Genomic DNA, 20284 nt, shown 5'->3' with positions numbered 1-20284 from the left:
TCAGTCGCCGTCGGAGAGGGTGCGAGTCTCGCCGACGGCGAGGTCCCACAGGTCCCGTCGCGGCAGCCCGGCCTCTTGCCACGCCTGGCGAACCCAGTCCAGTGGTTCCAGCACCGGTTCACGGCTCAGCGCGAAGGTGCCCCAGTGCATCGTCGCGAGCCGCCGGGCACCGACGTCGCGCATCGCGCGCACCGCCTCGGGCGGATCGACGTGCACGGAACGCATGAACCAGCGCGGCGCGTACGCTCCGATCGGCAGCATGGCCACGTCGATGCCGGGAAACCGCTCGCCGATCTCGGCGAATCGGTCGCCGTAGCCGCTGTCGCCCGCGTGGTAGACCCGGACCCCGCTCTCGCCGGTGATCACCCAGCCGCCCCACAGGCTCCGGCACGCGTCCCATGCGCTGCGTCGGCTCCAATGATGCGACGGCACGAAGTCGACACGGTGCCCGGCGACCTCGGTGGAGTCCCACCAGTCGAGTTCGCGGACGTCCGTGAACCCGCGACGCCGGAACCAGCGTCCGAGACCGGCGGGCACCAACATCGGCGTCCCGCGCGGCATCCGGCGGATCGTCGGCGCGTCCAGGTGGTCGTAGTGGTTGTGGCTGACGAGCACACCGTCCACAGTGGGCAGCTCGTCGAAGCCGACGCCGGGCGGCGTGAGCCTGCGCGGCACACCCGGGATCCGGTGGGACCACACGGGATCGGTGAGCATCGTCGCGCCGCCGAGCCGGATCACGTAGCTCGCATGGCCCACCCAGGTGAGCGCGGTCGTGTTCGGCTCCGCGTCCGGGAGCCCGCTGCGGACAACCGGGATCCGGTGCACGTCGGCGACGTTCGCCCGGAACCCACCCGTCCACATCAGACGCATCAGGTCGCCGAAACCCGGCAGCGGAGCCGACAACCGGTCCGCGTACGAACGCGGGGGCGATGCCGTGGTCATCAGAAGGCGGGCCAGGGAATCGCAGGCCACTCCGCGGACGGCGCGGGCAGGGCACCGTCGCCGAGCAACCGCTCGACCCGAGAGGCGACCGCTCCGACCTCCTTCGCGGAGATGTGCTCGGCCAGCTCCGCGGCCACCGAGCCTTCGAGCGCCGCCCGCAGCGCCCCGAGCCGGTCGGTCTCCTCGGCGTCGAGCGAGCGCCCGATCCAGCCCCACAGCACCGTCCGCAGCTTGTCCTCGCAGTTCAGACTCACGCCGTGGTCCACTCCGAGCACCTCACCGCGCGGTGTGTGCAGGATGTGCCCGCCCTTGCGGTCGGCGTTGTTGATCACGACGTCGAGAACGGCGAGCTTGCGCAGGTCGGCGTGGTCGGCGTGGGCGAGCACCACGGACTCACCGCGATGGTCTTGAGCACGCAGCACCGGACACCACCCCTCCGGAACCGACGACGGCGGCACCAGGTCGACCAGTTCGGAGCCCTCCTCGGTGTCCACCCACAGCTGGACCATGCCCGGACCGAACGGGCCGTCCCGCAACACGGTCGGCGGCACGACGTGCCAGCCCATCGCCTCCGCGAGCAGGAAACTCGCGACCTCGCGGCCCGCGAGGGTGCCGTCCGGGAAGTCCCACAGCGGCCGCTCCCCCCGCACCGGCTTGTACACGCACTCCGCCTCGACCCCGTCGTGCCGGATGTCGCAGAGCAGGGTCGCGTTCGAGGCCTCCACCAGGCGCCCCTGGACCTCCAGCGAGCCGTGCCGCAGGAACTCCACGGCGTCCTCGTCGCCGGGCAGCACGCGACCTACTCCTCGTCCGTGCGCCGGTACCCGTTCTGCCGGGGACAGATGTGCCCCTCCGGGTCGAGCGGCTCCGCACACAACGGACATGGCTTGCGGCCGGCGTTGATCACCCGGTCGGCACGCTCGGCGAACGCCCGCGCGCGCTGGGGAGAGAGGAACACCCGGACGGCGTCCGGGCCCTCGTCGGTGTCGTCGAGGACCACCGACTCGTCGATCTCCTCCTCGGTGACCGCGAGGAGCTCGATGACCACGGCTTCCGTCTCGGCGTCCCATCCCAGACCCATGGTGCCCACGCGAAACTCCTCGTCGACCGGCACCGTCAGCGGTTCGGTGTCGACGAGATCCTCGGTGGCCTCCTCGGGCAACTCGGCGTCGAACCGGCGCTGCACCTCGTCCAGCAGCGCGCCGATCCGCTCGGCGAGCACCGAGACCTGCTGTTTCTCCAGCTGAACGCTGACCGTGCGCACGTCCTCGCTGGCCTGGAGGTAGAAGGTGCGCTCACCGGGTTCCCCGACCGTTCCGGCGATGAAGCGGTCGGGCTGACGGAAGACGTGGATGACGCGAGCCATGACACTGCCGACACTAAGCCACCCACGGAGGCACGACGCAGGCTCCCCCGGTTTCCGCGAGGCCCCGCACGCCCCGGTCGGCGGCGTGCGCAGTGGTCAGCGCGCCCGGGTGCCCTGGACCGACGCCGTGTTCGCCGACCGCGAACATCACGGTCGCTGCGGGTCGTCCTCGGCGGATAGGCTCGGCGACGTGGTGAAGATCGCAGCATACGGAACCTGGACCTCGCCGATCGAGGCCGCGGACGTGGCGAGGGCCGGAGCGAGCCCGCAGTGGATCGACGTCCGCGACGGCACATGCTGGTGGACCGAGACCCGCCCCTCCGAAGGCGGACGCGTCACTCTCGTACGCCACACCCCGGACGGAGCGCACGAGGTTCTGCCCGCGCCCTGGAACGTGCGCAACCGGGTCCACGAGTACGGGGGCAAGCCGTTCGCGCTCGTCCCTGACGGCCGGGTGGTCTTCACACACTGGGACGATCAGCGCCTCTACGTGTTCGATCCGGACCGCGATGCGCCGCCCACGCCGGTGAGTCCGGAACCCGACCGACCGCAAGGGCATCGCTACAGCGAGCTCGTCCTCGGCAGCGATGACACGGTGTGGTGCGTCCGCGAGACCGTGACGGGCGATCGCCCCACCGACGTCCGGCGCGATCTCGTCGCGGTGCCGTTGTCCGGCGCCGCGAGCGACGCCCCGACTGCGGTGCGGATCCTCGCGAGCAGTCACCATTTCCTCACCGCCCCGAAACCCTCCCCCGACGGCACCCGGCTGGCGTGGATCGGCTGGAACCACCCGGCGATGCCCTGGGACGGCACCGAACTGTGCGTCGCCGAGCTCTCCGCCGACGGATCGGCCGGCGAGCACCGGGTCCTGGCGGGCGGTCCTCGCGAATCCGTCTGCCAGGTCGAATGGTCCCCGGACGGCGAGCTGTACGCGCTGACCGATCCGAACGGCTGGTGGAACCCGCACCGCATCGGTCTCGACGGCAGCCGCGAGCCCGTGATCGAGATCGAGGAGGAGATCGGCGGTCCGCTGTGGGTGCTCGGCTCGACGTGGTTCGCCCCGCTCGGTGCCCGGCGCCTGCTCGTGCTGCGCTCCGGCAAGCCCGCGATCCTCAACGAGACGACCGGTGCGTTCCAGGACCTCGACACGGGGTGGCCGGTGTGGACACCCCGGCTCGCCGTCTCCGGAGACCGCTTCTTCGGTATCGCGGCCGGGCCGCACGCCCCGGCGACCGTCCTCGAAGTCGGCTTCGCCACCGGTGCCACCACCGCGCTGACTCAGCGTTCGGCAGGGTTGCCCGACGTCGAGTACCTGCCGGTCCCGGAGACACGTACCTTTCCCACGCCCGAGGGCGAGCGGGTTCCGGCGTTCGTCTACCCGCCGACCAACCCCGATTTCACCGCCCCCGACGGCGAGTTCCCGCCGTACCTGGTGCACGTGCACGGAGGACCCACGGGAGTGTCCTCGCCGGTCCTGCAGCTCGGGATCGCCTTCTTCACGTCTCGGGGCATCGGGGTCGTCGACGTCAACTACGGCGGGTCCACCGGCTACGGTCGCCGCTACCGCGAACGGCTCGTGGAGAACTGGGGAGTGGTCGACGTCGGCGACTGTGCCGCCGTCGCCGAGGCTCTCGGCGCCGAAGGCGTCGCCGACCCGCGACGGCTCGCGATCCGCGGTGGCAGCGCGGGCGGCTGGACCACCGCCGCCTCGCTGACCGGCGTGACGACCTACCGCTGCGGCACGTCGATGTTCCCGATCCTCGATCTCGCGGGCTGGACCGGCGAGGGCGGTGAGACGCACGACTTCGAGTCCCACTACCTGCACAGTCTCGTCGGCCCCTACCCGGAGACGGCGCAACGCTACCGCGACCGCTCCCCGCTCAACCACGTCGAGGACATCGCCGGTCCGGTGCTGTTCCTCCAAGGGCTGGAGGACGAGATCTGTCCCCCCGCCCAGGTGGAACGCTTCGTCGCCGCGCTTGCGGGTTCCGGCACCCGGCACGCCTACGTCGCGTTCGAGGGTGAGCAGCACGGGTTCCGCCGTGCGGAGACGATCACCCGCGCGCTCGAGACCGAGTTGGCGTTCTACGGCCGGATCCTCGGGTTCGACCCGCCGGACACACCGGGCCTGGAACTCCGATCGTGACCGCCGCGCAGCGCACCCGCCCCCTCCGCCTTCGGCCGGGCGACACCGTGGCCGTGGTGTGCCCGGCAGGCCCGCCACCCGACGACCTGCTCGACTCCGGCGTGGAGCTCTTGCGGGAGTGGGGCCTGGACGTGCGCCTCGGTAAGCACACCCGGCAACGGCACGCCCGGCTCGACTACCTCGCCGGACCCGACGCCGACCGCGCGCGCGACCTCCAGGACGCGTGGTGCGACCCCGAGGTCTCGGCGGTGTTCTGCGGCAGGGGCGGTTACGGCAGCACGCGGATGCTCGAGCACCTCGACTGGACGGCGATGGCCGCCGCGTCGCCGAAGGTGTTCGTCGGTTCCAGCGACATCACGGCCCTGCACGAGGCGTTCGCCAGGCACCTCGGACTCGCCACGATCTTCGGCCCGATGGTGGGCACCACCGCGTTCGTGCACGACGCATCGGCTCGTGCGCACCTGCACCGCACCCTGTTCGAGCCGGAGTCGGCCGCGATCCTGACCCGGCGGTCGGCGCAGGCGATGGTCCGCGGGCGGGCGCGCGGCATCACCTACGGCGGCAACCTCAGCATCGCGGCGGCCACGCTCGGATCTCCCGACGCACTGCGCCCACCGTCGCGCGGGATCGCGTTGCTGGAGGACGTCACCGAGAAGCCGTACCGGCTCGACGGCTACCTGACACAGTTGCTGCGGGCGGGCTGGTTCGACGGTGCGACCGGGATCGTGCTCGGCTCGTGGAAGGAATGCGGAACGGTCGACGAGGTGTGGAACGTGCTGCACGATCGGCTCGCCGGGCTCGGCGTGCCCATGCTGTGGGAGTTGGGCTTCGGGCATTGCGAGGCGCAGCGCACCGTGCCGCTCGGGGTGCTCGCGGAACTGGACACCGACGCGCAGCGGCTCAGCCTGCCGCAGGCTGCGTTGCGCTGAGGCCGATGCGGGTACGACCGACGACACCGGCGGCCTTGACCGAGGAACTCGCCGACGCGGTGGAAGCCGTTCAGGCCCCGTGGGCCCGGGTGGCTGTGGACGGGGCTCCGGGTTCCGGGACCGTCGCGACCGCCGACGCGCTGGCCGAAGCCCTGCGAGTGCGGGGTCGGGACACGGTCCGCGTGCGCATGGACGACTACGTCCGGGCGGCGTCGGTGCGGCTCGAGTTCGGCCACCACGATCCCGAGTCGTATTACACGACGTGGTTCGACCACAACGGACTGACACGCGAGGTGTTACGTCCGTTGACTTCCGGCGGCTCCGGTTCGGTGGTTCCTGCGCTGTGGGATTCCACACTGGACAGATCACCGAGACTCGAACGCGTGCGGTTGCAGCGCGGAGGAGTCGCGCTCGTGGACGGCCCGTTGATGCTCGGATCCGGACTCGACTTCGACCTCACCGTCCACCTGTGGCTGCCGGGCGGCGCACTCGCCCGTCGCGTTCCGGAAGACCTGCACTGGACGCTGCCCGCCTTCTCCCGCTACACCGAGGAAGTCCGCCCCGAGGCGCTCGCCGACCACACAGTCCGCACCGACCGGCCGGGCCACCCCGCCATCGTCGACGCACTGTGACGCAATGGGTGTCCGGGGTTGGTTTCGTGGGTGGTTCGTAGCGGAACCTCACCTCGCGGCTGGCTGGTAAGAACCTGCGAGTGGCCGGTCAGCGTCGGCGGGAATACCGGCGACACGGTGTGCCTGACCGCAACCGTCAATCAGCGCCCTCTCACGAGCTGTCGTGTCTTGTCAGCGGCGGAGCCGCTGAGCCGCAACCACGCACGCCGCCCGACCACCCGCGGGTACGCACCGAGCAACACCTACTGTCAGGAGTTTCAGGAAGTAGCGCGGCGGTCCAGGGAGGGGACCGACGACAAGAGGGTCTTGGTGTAGTCGTGCCGCGGGTCGAGCAGGACCTGTTCGACCGTGCCGACCTCCACGAGTTCGCCGCGGTACATCACGGCGACCCGGTCGGCGATGTTCCACGCCAGCCCGAGATCGTGGGTGATCACGAGCGTCGAGAGTCCACGCTGCACCCGCAGGCGCAACAGCAGAGCCAGGATCTCGCCCCGCACGGTGGCGTCCAGGGACGCGACGGGTTCGTCGGCGACGAGCACCTCCGGCTCCAGCACCAACGCACCGGCGATCACGACGCGCTGCCGCTGCCCACCGGAGAGTTCGTGCGGCAACCGCGCGACGAACTTCTCCGCCGGACGCAGCTCGGCCGCCTCCAACGCCGCCAGTACCCGCCCTCGCTCGTCGTCGGCGACACCGTGAATCCGCAGACCCTCGGCCACAGCCTCGTACACCGAGTGCCGCGGATTGAGCGCCCCGGTCGGGTCCTGCAAGATCAGTTGGACCTTCCGCCGGTACGCACGCAACTCGGCGCGGGAGGTCGGCAACGCCACGCCGCCGAATCGCGCCACGCCGCTCGTCGGCTTCTGCAGCCCGAGCAGGCTCCTGGCCAACGTCGTCTTCCCCGAACCCGACTGGCCGACCAGCGCCACGATCTCGTCCCGGCCCACCTCGAGATCGACGCCTCGTACCGCTCGGACCTGCCTGCCGGAACGGTCGGAGAACGTCACCGCCAGTTCGTGGGCCGACAGCAACGGCTCACCGACAGGCGTATGCGGCTCGGCGTACCGGAACGATCGGTCCCCCACGACCGGGAAAGCCTCCGCCAGCGCCCGCGTGTGCGCGTGGTGTGGCTGCGCCATGACCTGCTTCGACGGCCCTTCCTCCACGAGGTTGCCCTCGTACATCACGACGATCCGTTCGCAGGCCGCCGCCAGCACCGACAGGTCGTGGCTGATCATCACCAGCGCGATCCCGCGTTCGGAGACCAACCGGCCGAGCAACGCCAGGATCTGCGCCTGCACCACCACGTCCAGCGCGGTCGTCGGCTCGTCGGCGATGATCAGGCGGGGGTCGCAGGCCAGCGCCATCGCGATCATCACGCGCTGTTTCTGCCCGCCCGAGAGTTCGTGCGGATAGGCATCGGCCCGTGCGGTCGGCAACTCCACCTGTGCGAGCAGTTCCTCCACCCGCCGCCGCAACGCCGTCGCCGAGGGAGCCGACTTGCCGGCGTGCAGCTTGAGAGGTTCGGCGATCTGCGCGCCGATCGTCTGCACCGGGTTCAACGCGTGCATCGCGCCTTGGAACACGACCGAGGCGCTCGCCCACCGCGCCGCGCGCAACTCGCCGAACGACAGGGTGCTCACGTCCCGGCCGTCGAGCAGCACCTCGCCGGTGACCTGCGCGGACCGCGGCAGCAGGCGCAGCACCGACATCGCCAGGGTCGTCTTCCCGCAACCGGACTCGCCGGCGAGGCCGAGCGTGTCTCCGGACTCCACCGCCAGCGAGACGTCCCGCACCGCCTCCGTGCGGTCCGGGCCGAACCCGTACGCCACCGACGCGCCCCGGAACTCCAGGATCGGACTCACGCGCCCCTCCTCGAATCGGGTCCGCGCAACCGGGGGTTGAACACGACCTCCAACGCCCTGCCACACAGGGTGAAGCTCAGCACCACGGCGACGATGCCCAGGCCGGGCGGCAGCAGGTACCACCACGCCCCGTTGGTCACCGCTCCCGTGTCCATCGCGGACTTGAGCATCGATCCCCACGAGACCAGGCCGGGGTCACCGAGGCCGAGGAACGACAGGGTGGACTCGGCGATGATCGCGCTGGCCACCGCCAGCGTGGTGTTCGCGAACACCAGCGGCAGCACCGCCGGCATCACGTGCTTGCCGATCACGTGCGCGTGCCCGGCCCCCAACGCTTCCGCGCGCTCGATGTAGGGGCGGGTCTGCACCGTCAGCGTCTGCGCCCGCACCAGCCGCGCCGTCGTCGGCCACGCGGTCACCCCGATCGCCAGCACGATCGTCAACAGCCCGCGTTGCAGCACCGTGGACAGCGCGATGGCCAGTACCAGCGACGGCAACACGAGGAAGAAGTCGGTGCACCGCATGAGGATCGTCGAGAACCAGCCACCGAAGTGCGCCGCCAGTACACCGACGACCGTGCCGATCACCACGGACAACAGGGTCGCCGCGAGCCCCACCACGAGTGAGACCCGTGCACCCCACCAGGTCAGCAACAACACCGAGCGCCCGGACTCGTCCGTGCCGAGCCAGTACGCTCCGCTCGGGGGCTCCAGTGCTCCGCCGCCCGCCTGCGTGACGTCCAGGCCTCCCGCGTCGGTCAGTACCGGCGCCAGCAATGCCAGGCCCGCGATCGAGACCAACAGCACCAGCCCGACGAGACCACCGCGATCCCGGCGATAGAGCCGCCAGGCCTCGCCCGCGGCCGCTCTCCTCCGCGCCCGCGCGAGTGCTTTCGGTCCGGCCACCTCTGTCATGACTCACGCACCCGAGGGTCGAGGAACCGGTACACCAGGTCGGCGAGCAGGTTCATCACGATCACGCTCGCCGACATCACCAGGAAGACGCCCTGCACCACCGGCAGATCCGGCACCCGCAGAGCCTCGAACAGCAGCAGACCCAAGCCGGGCCACGAGAACACCGTCTCGACGGTGATCGCCCCGGCCGCCACGAGTCCCAGATGCAGGAAGATCAGCGTCACCGTCGGCAGCAACGCGTTCGGCACCGCGTGTCGGCGCCGGACCAGGTCCTCTCGGAGTCCCTTCGCGCGGGCCGTGGTGAGGTACTCGGCGCCCATCTCCTCCAGCAGCGACGAGCGCATCACCATGAGGTACTGCGCGTAGATCACCGCGACCATCGTCAGCGACGGCAGCACCAGGTGATGGGCGACGTCGAGGATCTGCGGCAGCAGCCCGTCCGGCGGGCTCGACGAGGTCATGCCGCCCACCGGGAACAGCCCGGGGATCGGCCCGGCACCCACGCCGAAGACCATGAGCAGGATCAGGCCGAGCCAGAACGTCGGCACCGACCACAACGTCAACGCGACCGACGTGGCCGACTTGTCGAAGGCCGAACCGTGCCGCCATGCCGCGCGGGTGCCCATCCACAACCCGAGCAGGACGGCCAGTCCGGTGGCGGTGCCGACCAGCAGCACCGTCGGCCCCAGCCGTTCACCGATCAGCTCGGTGACCGGCCTGCTGTAGGTGTAGGAGGTGCCGAGGTCGCCGCCGACGAGCCCCACCATGTAGTCGACGAACTGTTTCCACAGTGGCTGGTCGAGCCCGAGCCGCGACCGCAGCTCGGCGAGCTGCTCGCCGCTGACCGGTGCCCCCTGGGTCATGGCCCGCGCCGGGTCACCGGGCAGCACCCGGAACAGGAAGAACCCGAGGATCGCCACGAGCACCAGGCTCACCGCCGCGCCGCCGAGCTTTCCGGCGAGGAACCGGCCCCATCGGGACGGTTCGCGCTCCTCGGACTCTGCTGCCTCGGGGGTCTCGGCGGGCCCAGTCACCAGCTCGGACACGTGCTCACTCCCGGGTGTCCGCGGTCGCCCTGCGCCGTAGCAGCACGACACCTCCGACGGCGCCGAGGACCACGACCGCGCCACCGAGCGCCATCGCCACGGTGCCGTACCCCTGCCCGGATCCGGTGGTGGCCGCCGCCTCGGTGGGAACGGCGCCGTAGTAGCCCCAGAATCCCTGCTGCGCGGTCACCACACCGTTGTCCGCAGGCTGTGTCGTGAATCCGCTGAACCGGTCGGAACGGTAGGCCTCCAGCGAGTTCTGGTAGTACAGCACCAGTCCGGTCGCCTGCTCGTAGAACCGTTGCTGGGCCTGCTTGACGAGATCCTGCCGTGCCGCAGGGTCGAACTCGGCCAGTTGCCGGTCGTAGAGCTCGTCGTACTGCCGGTCGCACAGGAACGTGTCCGGAAGGCCGCCGCCGTCCGGGCTGGGTCGCGCACCGCAGGTCTGCAGCTTGAGCACGTAGTCCGGGTCCGGGTTGGCCGACCAGCCGCTGATCACCATGTCGAAGTCGCCCGCGGTGGTGCGGTCCCCCAGCTGACTGTCGGAGACCGGCTGCAGCTCCACGGCGATGCCGATGTCGCGCAGCCACTGCTTGACGAACTCCCCCACCTGAGTGTCGCTGGACTCGTCGCCGTGCAGGACGAAGTCGAAGTTCAACGGCTCGCCCTGCGGGGTCCGCCGGATTCCGCCCTCACCACGCTGGTACCCGGCTTCGTCGAGGATGCGGTTGGCCTCCCCGATGTCGAAGCCGCGTCGCTGCTCCGGCGGCGGCGACCAGTGGTAGTCGGCGAAGATCGGCGGCAGATAGCCGCCACCCTGCTCCCCGTAGCCGCCGAGCACGCGCTCGACGATCGCCTCGCGGTCGATCGCGTGGTCGATCGCCTGGCGCACCCGCACGTCCGTCAACGCCGGATGCCCGCTGCCGATCGGCTGGTTCTCGCTGTTGGTGGCGCCCGGGTTGAGGATGATCTCGTAGAACCGGCGCCCCTGACCGCGGACCTGCTCGATGTTCTCCTCGTCGGCGAGAGCGTCGAACTGTGCGGGCGTGAGCTTCTGCACCACGTCGATCTCGCCCTTGCGCAGCGCCTGCACCGCCGCGTCGCTGTTCTTGAACTGGACGAACTGCAGCTCGTCGATCTTCGGGGGCCCGCGCCAGTACTGCTCGTTGGCTTCCAGCGTCACGTACTGCTCGGGCTCGTACTCGGTGAGCGTGAACGGTCCGCCGCTGACGACGGGCATCTCGTCGTTGGTGAAGTTCGCGATGTCGTCGACGCCGGACCACACGTGCTCCGGCACGATCGGCGCGTCGATGGCCAGCATCGTCGACTGCGGCGTCTTGGTGCGGATCACCAGCGTGCCATCGTCGGGAGCCTCGACCGACTCGAAGTTCTCCACGAACGTGCCGTTCGCGGAGGACGCCGCGGAGTCGGTCATCATGAGGTTGTAGGTGAACGCCGCGTCCTGGGCGGTGATCGGCTCGCCGTCGGACCACGTGGCGCCGTCGCGGATCCGGAAGGTCCACGTCAGACGGTCCGGTGACGACTCCCAACTCTCGGCGAGCTCGGGCTCGACGGAGAAGTCGTCGGCCGCGTAGGTCGTCAACGTCGGGTAGATCGAGCGGAAAATGTCGGTGGAGGCGAGCGTGTAGCCGAGAAACGGGTTCAGCGAGTCGATCTGCTGCTGCAATCCGACTCGCATCGTCGCGCCCTCCACGGGCGGCGGTGCGTCCCCGTTCTGCTGCTGCGAGACAGGGCTCGCCGCGAACGCGAGTCCGGGCACCAGCAGTGCCACGAGCACCGCACCCACCACCGCGCTCCGCCGTCGAAGCGACCGTCCACCCACGCGAACCACCCCTTCATCGCAGGTGCGAAAAATCAACCACCAGGACACCCACTCAGTCAACACTTCACGGCGGTCTCCGCCCGCATGCGAGCGAGTCGCTATTGAACCGTGATACCGCGCCGATGTCGATCACCTGTGCGGGGCAGGACACGGACCGTAGCCTGTCGAGCGTGCGGATTCTGATCTCAGCGGACATGGAAGGCGCCACCGGCGTCACCCACACCGACGACGTCGTTCCCGGTACCGAACCCTTTCAACGGTTCCGGAAGCTGTTCACCGGCGACGTCAACGCCTGCATCGACGGTCTCCACGAATCCGGTGCCACCGACGTGCTCGTCAACGAGGCCCACTCCTCGCAGCGCAACCTCGTGCTGGAGGACCTCGACCCGCGGGCGCGGATGCTCACCGGCAGGCACAAGCCGCTGTCGATGATGCAGGGCGTCGACTCCGGTGTGGACGGTGTGGTGTTCCTCGGCTACCACACCGGCGCGGGCACCGAAGGCGTGCTGTCGCACACGTACATGGAGACCTCCATGACGGGCGTCTGGCTCGACGGCGTCCGGGCGAGCGAAGGACGGCTCAACGCCGCACTGGCCGCCGAGCACGGTGTCCCGGTGGTGCTGGTCACCGGCGACGACCGTACGTGCGCGGACGCCCGCGAGTACGCGCCGTCGGCACACACGGTCGCGGTCAAGGAATGCGTGAGCCGCTACGCCGCCGTGTGCCTGCCACCGCAGCGCACCGCCACGGCGATCCGGGACGAATCAGCGCTCGCGACCGCGCTGTGCGGACGCACCGAAGGCACCGCCGGAGCACACCGCGTCGAGGTCGAGTTCGCCGCCGCGCACCTCGCCGCCGCCGCCGCGGTGATCCCCACCGTGGAGCAGCTCGACCTCCGTCGCGTCGGCTACGACGCACCCGACATGACCGAGGCCATGAAGGCGTTCAAGATCGTGACGACGATCGCCGGGCGGGCCATGCAGGACGTCTACGGCTGACTCCAGCGGGCCGCCTGCCACGACACGCTCTCGGGGCAGGCACCGGTGCGGGCGAACTCCGCCAGACCGCTCCGCACGGCTTCCCAGGACACGACCGCGTTCCCGGGGAAGATCAAGGCACTGCCCGCGTCGAAACGCAGCTCGGGGCTGCTCGGCAGCGGCAGCGGGGCGTGCGTGTGCCACGAGGTGAGCTCGCCGTCGTCGCCCTCCTCGGTGAACACGAGCGCGCCGCACCGGGTCTCGGCGTCCACGACCGCGCGGATCTGTAGGTACGGACCCGCCGACTCGTCGTCCACGTGCGGCCGGTCCCACACGTGGAGGACGCTCGCCCGGCCGCCCTCCGCGGACAACAACCAGTCGACCAGCTCGGCTTTCGAGGTGTCGTCGTGGGCGTAGCGCCGCTGCCCGTCGAGCACGCCCGTGGCGACGAGGACGCCCAGCTCGGCGTTGCGGGCGCCGACCGCCTCGGCCTGCAGCGCCGCCAGTGCCTCGCGAGCCTCCCGCAGCGCACGGACAGCCGCGCCCTGCCGCAGCACGAGATCGCCCCAGTAGTCGTGCCCGCGCACGCCGTTGAGGTCGGCATAGGCGTCCTCGGTGCGCCCGATGACCTTGTCGACCTCGTCCAGCGGGACGTCGGCGAGCCGCGCGAAGATCTCCGCACGCGTCTCGACCGTGCCGGACTCGTCGTGCCGTGACGGCTCGGGCATTCGCTGCCGGACCTCCTGGCGTTCGCACTCCCCGCGGCCGACCCGCCGCAGGCATCCGGAACCTTACGACCGACGCCGCGACATCCGATGAACACCCCGGATCCCGGCGGGACGACCGTGCCAGACTACCGTCCGTGATCATCTCGCTGCGGTGGGGTGCGGTTCACCCCGCGCAGCGCGCCGCCGATCCGGCGGCAGTCCCGGTGGCCGCATCGAGCAGGGCGGCACTCACCGCGTCGGGGTCGTCGAAACCGATCTCGTCGAGCACGGACTCGGGCAGGCTCAACATCGACATGGCGGCCCCGAGCATCCCCGCGTCGAGCAGGCCGGCCCCCCGGTGGGACAACTCGACGCCGACCGCGTCGTGCAGGTATCGGGCGGAGGCGGTGTTGGCGAGGACCATCTCCCCGAGCGCGTCGCGGATCTCCGGCCGCCGCACGCCTTCGAGGTGCAGTTCGAACAAGGCAAGGAAGTGCGCCCGGCCTGCCGAACCGGTACGACGCAACATCGCGGCGTACCAGGACGCGACGTGCTCCACGGCCAGCCCTTCGGGGGCGTGTTCGCGCACGAGATCCATCGCCTCGACGTGCTGCTGCGAGACCCGGTGCGCCACGGCCACGAACACGGACTCCCGGTTGGGCCAGTAGTTCTTCGTGGTGCCTTGCGGGACCTCGGCCTCGCGGTCGACCGCACGATGCGTCAGGCCGCGACCGCCCTCTCGGGCCAGGACCTCGATCGCGGCATCGGCGAGCAGCTCACGGCGGTTCCCTCGGTTGGGCATGTCCATCCTGCTGAGTCCCGTCGGTGTTGATCTTCCCGGGACACCCTAGAGGGGACACCACAGGCGTGGTGGACGGGGTGCGCCGCAGCCCCGCCCCTTCACCCCAAAGCCGCGAGCTGTCGTCGTGTCACGCCGGCGCCCAAGACGCTCAGCGCTCACCACGTACGCAGACCGACCACCGGCGGGCTCTCAGCGTCGTCCTCGCGAGGACAGCGATTCTCGTTGCGTAGGTGGCTACTCGAGAAATCGATCCCGCAGCGAGGAGGACGCTGAGGTTCCGCCACCCGACCCACCGAGCAACAGGAGTTCTCAGCCGTCGCCGTGAGCGAGCGCGGTGATCCTGCGCAGTTGCGCGGCACGCTCGGCGGCGAGTTGCTGTTCGGGGTCGACGGCCTCGTCGGCCTGCGCCAGCAACGCGAGGGTTTCGCGGACGGCAGCCTCGGGCGCGCGCGTCACGGCCGCCACCGTGCGGTCCACCGCCGCGTCGAGCTCCTCCGGCGGGACCACCAGGTTCGCGAGTCCCATCGAGGCGGCCTCCTGTGCCGGGACATCGCGGCCCGTCACACAGATTTCCACGGCCCGCGCGTATCCCACGGTGCGCACCAGCGGCAACGTCCCGCCGAGGTCCGGCACGATGCCCAAGCTCGTCTCGGCCATCCGCAGTGTCGCGTCGGTCGTGAGGATCCGCAGATCACACGCCAACGCCAGCTGGAACCCGCCGCCGATCGCGTGTCCCTGCACCGCGGCGATCGTCACCCGATCGGGGTCGCGGAGCCAGTGGAATCCCTGTTGGAACGACGAGATCTCCGCGTCGGCGCGCTCGGTCGTCTCTCGGGAGAGCGCCAGCACCCCGCGGACGCCGTCGACCTCGTCGAACCCGAACAGGGTGCGATCCAGGCCCGCCGAGAACGACCGCCCGCGACCACGCACGACGACGACCCGGACCTCACTCGGCAGGTTCGCGCCGATCTCACGCAGCGCACGCCACGTGTGCGGCGTCTGCACGTTGAGCTTGTCCGGACGATCGAGGGTGACGGTGGCGCGGGCCCCGTCCACGTCCAGGACGACACCTCCGCGGTCGAGCAGGTCGGCGTCCACTATCGACTGCGCCACCGCGCGCCTCCGTTGTTCTTGGTGACCGGACCGGGCACACGGTACCCGGTCGATCGTGCAGAGGTGTGGCCGTCGATCACGGCGGATTCGAGCGCCCTCACGATCCGCGAGACGACGGCCGCCCCCCTGTTACGAACGAACACCTCACCCGCGGAACGGGCGGCACTCCGTGTTCGAACGGGCACGCGCGGTTGTCGTTCGAATCGAACGACTCCCGCTCACTTCTTCTTCGTGCGGGTCGCGCCCCCACGGCCCCGCAACTGCACACCCGACTCGCTGAGAACGCGGTGGACGAAACCGTACGAACGGCCTGTCGCCTCCGCCAGGGCGCGAATGCTGGCACCTTTCTCGTATTTCTTCTTCAGGTCACTGGCAAGCTTGTCCCGTGCGCTTCCGGTAATTCGCGCACCTTTCTTCAGGTCAGCCACAGTGTCCCCGCCTTCCCTCCGAACAGGTCGGGCCGCTCGCGACCCCTGTCGCCCGCAATGATCGAACAGGAAAGCCGGGAACGCCAGGCGATCATGAAAAAAAGATCGCAGGTCGTTGGGCCGTCAGCGCCAGAGTTGTGCTCCGAATGCCGTAACGTGGTGTTGCGCCGGGGGAGGAAAACGGCGTGGCGCGTGCCTGGACGATCAGGCCAACTGGACGAGTTCGGAGTACTCGTCCGACCAGTGGTCCTCGGTTCCGTCCGGCAGCAGGATCACTCGTTCCGGTTCCAATGCCTCGACCGCGCCCGGGTCGTGTGTCACCAGCACGACCGCCCCGCTGAAACTGCGCAGCGCGTCGAGGACCTGCTCACGGCTCGCCGGATCGAGGTTGTTCGTCGGCTCGTCGAGCAACAGCACGTTGGCACGGCTGGAGACCAGACCGGCCAACGCGAGCCGGGTCTTCTCGCCGCCGGAGAGCGTGCCCGCCGGCTGCTCGAGCTGCTCGCCACTGAACAGGAACGTCCCGAGCAGGGTCCGCAGCTCCTGCTCCGGCGTGTCGGGCGCGGCACCACGCACGTTCTGCCACACGGTCGCATCGTGGTCGAGCGTCTCGTGCTCCTGCGCGTAGTAGCCGACGCGGAGCCCGTGACCGGCGACGACCGCACCGGCGTCGGCGGGCTCCCTGTCGCCGAGCAAGCGCAGCAGGGTGGTCTTGCCCGCACCGTTGAGCCCGAGCACGACGACCTTGGACCCGCGGTCGATCGCCAGATCGACACCGGTGAAGATCTCCAGCGACCCGTACGACTTCGACAGGCCCTGGGCGGTCATCGGCGTCCGCCCGCACGAGGCCGGTTCGGGGAACTTGATCCGGGCGACCTTGTCGGCGGCCTGCTCCGGTTCCAGCTCGGCCATCATCTTCTGTGCCCGCTTGGCCATGTTCTGCGCCGCGACCGCCTTGGTGGCCTTGGCCCGCATCTTGTCGGCCTGCGCCATCAACGCCGAGGACTTCTTCTCGGCGTTGGCGCGTTCCCGCTTCCGGCGCTTCTCGTCGAGGGCCCGCGCCTCCTGGTAGCGGTCCCAGTCCATGTTGTAGACGTCCGCCTCACCGCGCACCGCGTCGAGGAACCACACCTTGTTCACCACGGCGGCGAGCAGTTCCACGTCGTGGCTGATGACCACGAGGCCCCCGTCGTGGGCGCGGAGGAACTCCCGCAGCCAGGCGATCGAGTCGGCGTCGAGGTGGTTGGTGGGCTCGTCGAGCAGCAGCGTCGTCGAGGAATGACCACCGGGACCGGCTTCGGAGGCGGCGAAGAGAATGCGCGCCAGTTCGACACGACGGCGTTGCCCGCCGGAGAGCGTCTGCAACGGCTGGTGCAGGATCCGATCCTCGAGCCCGAGGTTGCCGCAGATCCGCGCCGCCTCGCTCTCGGCGGCGTACCCGCCGCGGGCGGCGAAGCGCTCCTCGAGCTTGCCGTAGCGGTTGATCGCCTTGTCCCGCTGCTTGTCGTCGACCAGTTCGGCCATCTCGGCCTGCGCCTTCTCCATGTCGCGCAGGGTCTTGTCCAGACCGCGGGCGGAGAGCACCCGGTCCTTCGCGCTGACCGAGAGGTCGCCTTCGCGGGGGTCCTGCGGCAGGTACCCGGTGTCGCCACTGCGGGTGATCTCTCCCGCGTACGGTTCGTCCTCGCCGGCCAGGACCTTGAGGCTGGTGGTCTTGCCGGCGCCGTTGCGGCCGACGAGGCCGATCCGGTCGCCGGGCTGGACGCGCAGGGTCGTGTCGGAGAGCAGAATGCGGGATCCGGCGCGCAGCTGAAGGCCGGTAGCAGAAATCACGAAAAGACTCCGGAGATCGGGTCGAGCGGGTTCGAGGTCACAGGCGCAGCGTCCGAGGACGCGCCGTCGGGGCGGCTATGCCACGCGCACGCGGGTCACCGACGCGGTGACCGCACCTGCCGCGACCAGCACGAGCCGCCGCACGGGCCGTGCGGTGTCGTCGCGCGCCTGCGGCACGGGGGAGTTCTCGACCACGAGTGCCAGTGTACCGACGGACGCACCCCGATTGTGGGTGCGTCGGCTGTGAGCGCTCCCGCCTCGGACGGCTCACCCACCCGAGACCCCAGGCCACCCTGCTCAGAGGGCATTCGGGGACTGGCATGTGCGCCCCGTAGGGCACGCCTCACACGTGCTCTGCCGCGGCAAGCTGAGACGCTCCGGCATTCGGAGTTCGTGCCGTGCGGCGCGAACTGGGGCGGCGGGACCGGACGACCTCCCCCAGTTCCACACTGCCCTCTCAGTCGAAAATCTCCACCTCGACCGCCAGAGTCCTGCGCGCCGCCTCGTCGAGCACGGACTTGCGCGGCTCCGGCAGGTCCAGCACGCGGGGCTCGGCGCGGCCGAGCAACTCGGCCAGACGCGGATCCGCTCGCAGCTCGTCCAGTGCCTTGCGGTCCCCGCCGAGCACCATTGCGTCCAGCGTCGCCCTCTCCGGCAGCAGCACCCGCGCCACATCGGCCGCCGCGGACTCCAACGATCGCCGGGCCTGTCCCTCGCGCCGTCGGGCGAACCGCTGCTGAGACTGACCGCCCGCCTTGTTCCGCCCGTGCACGAGATGCCGGTCGGTCGACGACCGCTCGACCACGCCGTCGCGACACACGCCGACGCTGTGCGCGCCGAGGCGAACGAGAACGAGCCCGATCCGCCGCGACCGCCGCACGTGCCGCACCAGGGGCTCGACGTCGAGTCCCTCCCGCTGCTCGTGCGGTTCGCCGAGTTCCTCGAACGGCACCTGCACCGCCGCCACGGCATCGTCGGCGGCCCGGACCTCGACGCGCCGTGGGCCGAGCACCGTGCTCGCCACTCCACCGTGCCGCCCGGCGAAGCGGTCGAACCAGCCCTGCAGCCGGTCGGCGCCGACCTCCACCCCCCGGCCCCCACCGGGCAGTTGTCGTCCCCGGCTCACAATACGAACGTGTCGGACCACAGCTGCGTGGTCCGACCGGACAGTGCCTCCAGCAGGGAGGCGGCCTGGTTGTCGGTCAAGGACGCGACGAAATCCAGCACCGCCCGGCCGCGAGCCAATCGCTCGACGGTCTCGCCGTCCGTGGACTCCCCCGGCACGACGAGCAACTCGGGCGCGTCGCGGACGAGGCCGCGGAACTCCAGGCGCGCGTGGTCGAAGAGGTCGCGCAGCCGGTACGGCAACCGCGCGGCCTCCGAGCGGTCGATGAGCCACGAGTCCAGCGCCTCCACCAGCTTGCTCAACAACCGGTCCTGCCCGCGCTGGTGCAGGGCCAGATCCGGCCGCTGCAGCACGAACCGGCGATGCACGAACTTGAGGACCTGGACCTCGTGCCACTGCTCGGTCGCCAGCCCGACGTGCCCCGTCCGGGTGCCGGGATGCTCGATCAGTCGTACGCCCCCCGCGAGTCGCTGCGTCCATTCGCCGGAGAACGCGGCGACTGCCTGCTCGGCCTGTTTCGACCGGTCGAACGGCATCTCCAGCAGCTTGCCGACAAGGTCCGAGAGCACCCTCTTGACGGCGTTGACGAACGCATCGTCGTCGGCGATCCACCCGTCCTTGGTGTGCAACCGCCTGCGCAGGCGTTCCAGGTCGCGGCCGGGACGTGAGGACTCGGCCGCCAGCTGGTCGTCGGAGAGACCGGCCAGCCGGACCGCGTGTCCGAGCCACTCGGTGAGCTCGTACGAGACCGTCGTGTGCTGCAGGATCCCGACCCGGTGAAAGTCTTCGAGGTCGTGGATGGCGTAGGCGATGTCGTCGGCGGTGTCCATCACCGACGCCTCCACCGTCTGCTGCCACGGTTGCAGCCGGTCGGCGAACGGAGCACGGCAGTCCTGCATGTCGTCGATCTCGGTGACGTAGGCGGAGAACTTCGCCGAGCCGGTGCGCGGGGCACCTTCCGGCTCGGAGGCCCCGCGCGGCGGCACCGGTAGGTGACGCGGGTGGGGGTCGGGCCGCGACCAGCGCGTCCACGGATACTTCAGCAGTGCCGCGCGCACCGCGGCCGTCAGGTCGAGCCCGTCGCCGTCGGCACCGTGCACGTCGATGCTGCTCACGATGCGGAACGACTGGGCGTTGCCCTCGAAGCCGTCGACGAGCCCGAACCGCTCCCGCGCGAGCCGGTCGAGCACCGTCTCGCCCTGGTGACCGAACGGAGGGTGACCGAGGTCGTGGGCGAGTCCCGCCGCCTCCACCACGTCGAGATCGCACCCGCCGAGTTCGTCGACCAGGTCGGACCGGCCGGTCCTGGCGGCGAGCGACTCCGCGATCGCCCGCGCCGCCTGAGCGACCTTGAGGCTGTGGGTGAGCCGGTTGTGCAGCATCAACCCGGAGCCGCTCGGGCTCACGACCTGGGTCACCCCGCCGAGCCGCGAGAAGAACGCCGAGCTGGAGATCCGGTCCCGGTCGGCACGGAACGGGCTCGCGGCCAGGTCGGACGGATGGCGGGTGCGTCCCGACCGGCGAGCGCTGCGTGCATCCAGGTGATCGGTCGCGGCGGACCGGTGATCGACGGTGGACATGGCCCCACGCTATCGGCAGTCCGTGCCGTGTTCGA

The 20284-nt window shown here is 70.3% G+C and carries 18 protein-coding genes; 4 read left to right on the top strand and 14 right to left on the bottom strand.

Translation table 11 applies throughout. The annotated features are described in order from the left end of the window. The 3 genes from GIY23_RS09765 to GIY23_RS09755 are packed head-to-tail and all read right to left on the bottom strand — an operon-like array spanning position 1 to position 2308. Positions 1-942 carry an MBL fold metallo-hydrolase gene (locus GIY23_RS09765; protein ID WP_154076361.1) on the bottom strand — a complete coding sequence of 314 codons (942 nt, stop codon included), beginning with the start codon at positions 940-942 and terminating at the stop codon, positions 1-3. After that, a complete protein-coding gene (locus GIY23_RS09760) occupies positions 942-1736 on the bottom strand; it encodes an SCO1664 family protein (protein ID WP_228717640.1) in 795 nt (264 codons plus the stop codon). The genes GIY23_RS09765 and GIY23_RS09760 overlap by 1 nt, the downstream gene beginning before the upstream one ends. 5 nt (positions 1737-1741) lie before the next feature. Next, entirely contained in the window at positions 1742-2308 is a 567-nt protein-coding gene (locus GIY23_RS09755) for a DUF3090 domain-containing protein (RefSeq protein ID WP_154076359.1), read from the bottom strand. A 190-nt stretch (positions 2309-2498) separates the two neighbouring features. Here GIY23_RS09755 and GIY23_RS09750 point away from each other — a divergent pair, with 190 nt between their 5' ends. The 3 genes from GIY23_RS09750 to GIY23_RS09740 are packed head-to-tail and all read left to right on the top strand — an operon-like array spanning position 2499 to position 6015. Beyond that, a complete protein-coding gene (locus GIY23_RS09750) occupies positions 2499-4454 on the top strand; it encodes a S9 family peptidase (RefSeq protein ID WP_154076358.1) in 1956 nt (651 codons plus the stop codon). Next, positions 4451-5383, top strand: a complete 933-nt coding sequence (locus tag GIY23_RS09745; RefSeq protein ID WP_154076357.1) for a S66 peptidase family protein — start codon at positions 4451-4453, stop codon at positions 5381-5383. Before GIY23_RS09750 ends, GIY23_RS09745 begins: the two co-directional genes overlap by 4 nt. 5 nt (positions 5384-5388) lie before the next feature. Next, on the top strand, positions 5389-6015 hold the full coding sequence (locus tag GIY23_RS09740; RefSeq protein WP_154076356.1) for a nucleoside/nucleotide kinase family protein: 627 nt from the start codon (positions 5389-5391) through the stop codon (positions 6013-6015). 257 nt (positions 6016-6272) lie between these two features. Here GIY23_RS09740 and GIY23_RS09735 read toward each other — a convergent pair whose 3' ends face one another. Genes GIY23_RS09735 through GIY23_RS09720 form a run of 4 tightly spaced genes read right to left on the bottom strand, consistent with a single transcriptional unit; the run spans position 6273 to position 11647 of the window. Then, entirely contained in the window at positions 6273-7880 is a 1608-nt protein-coding gene (locus tag GIY23_RS09735) for a dipeptide ABC transporter ATP-binding protein (RefSeq protein WP_154076355.1), read from the bottom strand. Further along, positions 7877-8794 (bottom strand): ABC transporter permease, encoded by a 918-nt coding sequence (locus GIY23_RS09730; protein WP_154076354.1) that lies wholly within the window; start codon positions 8792-8794, stop codon positions 7877-7879. The genes GIY23_RS09735 and GIY23_RS09730 overlap by 4 nt, the downstream gene beginning before the upstream one ends. Continuing rightward, positions 8791-9828 carry an ABC transporter permease gene (locus tag GIY23_RS09725; protein ID WP_154078744.1) on the bottom strand — a complete coding sequence of 346 codons (1038 nt, stop codon included), beginning with the start codon at positions 9826-9828 and terminating at the stop codon, positions 8791-8793. The genes GIY23_RS09730 and GIY23_RS09725 overlap by 4 nt, the downstream gene beginning before the upstream one ends. A gap of 16 nt (positions 9829-9844) precedes the next feature. Beyond that, entirely contained in the window at positions 9845-11647 is a 1803-nt protein-coding gene (locus tag GIY23_RS09720; RefSeq protein ID WP_228717639.1) for an ABC transporter substrate-binding protein, read from the bottom strand. Positions 11648-11853: 206 nt separating this feature from the next. Here GIY23_RS09720 and GIY23_RS09715 point away from each other — a divergent pair, with 206 nt between their 5' ends. Further along, positions 11854-12681, top strand: coding sequence for a M55 family metallopeptidase (locus GIY23_RS09715; protein ID WP_154076352.1), 828 nt, complete (start codon positions 11854-11856; stop codon positions 12679-12681). Here GIY23_RS09715 and GIY23_RS09710 read toward each other — a convergent pair. The 7 genes from GIY23_RS09710 to GIY23_RS09680 all read right to left on the bottom strand — a co-directional run bounded on the left by GIY23_RS09710 (position 12672) and on the right by GIY23_RS09680 (position 20249). Then, complete coding sequence (locus GIY23_RS09710; RefSeq protein WP_154076351.1) at positions 12672-13388, bottom strand: Imm1 family immunity protein; 717 nt, start codon at positions 13386-13388, stop codon at positions 12672-12674. The genes GIY23_RS09715 and GIY23_RS09710 overlap by 10 nt on opposite strands. 163 nt (positions 13389-13551) lie before the next feature. Continuing rightward, positions 13552-14169, bottom strand: a complete 618-nt coding sequence (locus tag GIY23_RS09705) for a TetR/AcrR family transcriptional regulator (protein ID WP_154076350.1) — start codon at positions 14167-14169, stop codon at positions 13552-13554. Positions 14170-14478: 309 nt separating this feature from the next. Further along, complete coding sequence (locus GIY23_RS09700; protein WP_154076349.1) at positions 14479-15282, bottom strand: enoyl-CoA hydratase/isomerase family protein; 804 nt, start codon at positions 15280-15282, stop codon at positions 14479-14481. A 218-nt stretch (positions 15283-15500) separates the two neighbouring features. Then, complete coding sequence (locus GIY23_RS09695) at positions 15501-15710, bottom strand: helix-turn-helix domain-containing protein (RefSeq protein ID WP_009942935.1); 210 nt, start codon at positions 15708-15710, stop codon at positions 15501-15503. A gap of 204 nt (positions 15711-15914) precedes the next feature. Next, positions 15915-17543 carry an ABC-F family ATP-binding cassette domain-containing protein gene (locus GIY23_RS09690; RefSeq protein WP_154076348.1) on the bottom strand — a complete coding sequence of 543 codons (1629 nt, stop codon included), beginning with the start codon at positions 17541-17543 and terminating at the stop codon, positions 15915-15917. Between the two features lie 457 nt (positions 17544-18000). Next, positions 18001-18669: an acVLRF1 family peptidyl-tRNA hydrolase gene (locus GIY23_RS09685; protein WP_154076347.1), complete on the bottom strand. Its 669-nt coding sequence runs from the start codon at positions 18667-18669 to the stop codon at positions 18001-18003. Then, on the bottom strand, positions 18666-20249 hold the full coding sequence (locus tag GIY23_RS09680; protein WP_154076346.1) for a deoxyguanosinetriphosphate triphosphohydrolase family protein: 1584 nt from the start codon (positions 20247-20249) through the stop codon (positions 18666-18668). The genes GIY23_RS09685 and GIY23_RS09680 overlap by 4 nt, the downstream gene beginning before the upstream one ends. Between the last annotated feature and the right edge of the window lie 35 nt (positions 20250-20284).

Origin of the sequence: Allosaccharopolyspora coralli (genome assembly GCF_009664835.1) — a bacterium.
GTDB classification, from domain to species: domain Bacteria; phylum Actinomycetota; class Actinomycetes; order Mycobacteriales; family Pseudonocardiaceae; genus Allosaccharopolyspora; species Allosaccharopolyspora coralli.
The sequence above is the reverse complement of the archived record's forward strand: the minus strand, read 5'-3'. Positions and strand labels throughout refer to the sequence as shown.

What these genes read in the sequence shown, in the direction of transcription:
- GIY23_RS09755 (WP_154076359.1), bottom strand. Translation starts at nt 2,308, where the DNA reads ATGGCTCGCGTCATCCACGTCTTCCGTCAGCCCGACCGCTTCATCGCC.
- GIY23_RS09765 (WP_154076361.1), bottom strand. Translation starts at nt 942, where the DNA reads ATGACCACGGCATCGCCCCCGCGTTCGTACGCGGACCGGTTGTCGGCT.
- GIY23_RS09740 (WP_154076356.1), top strand. Translation starts at nt 5,389, where the DNA reads ATGCGGGTACGACCGACGACACCGGCGGCCTTGACCGAGGAACTCGCC.
- GIY23_RS09680 (WP_154076346.1), bottom strand. Translation starts at nt 20,249, where the DNA reads ATGTCCACCGTCGATCACCGGTCCGCCGCGACCGATCACCTGGATGCA.
- GIY23_RS09705 (WP_154076350.1), bottom strand. Translation starts at nt 14,169, where the DNA reads ATGCCCAACCGAGGGAACCGCCGTGAGCTGCTCGCCGATGCCGCGATC.
- GIY23_RS09730 (WP_154076354.1), bottom strand. Translation starts at nt 8,794, where the DNA reads ATGACAGAGGTGGCCGGACCGAAAGCACTCGCGCGGGCGCGGAGGAGA.
- GIY23_RS09710 (WP_154076351.1), bottom strand. Translation starts at nt 13,388, where the DNA reads ATGCCCGAGCCGTCACGGCACGACGAGTCCGGCACGGTCGAGACGCGT.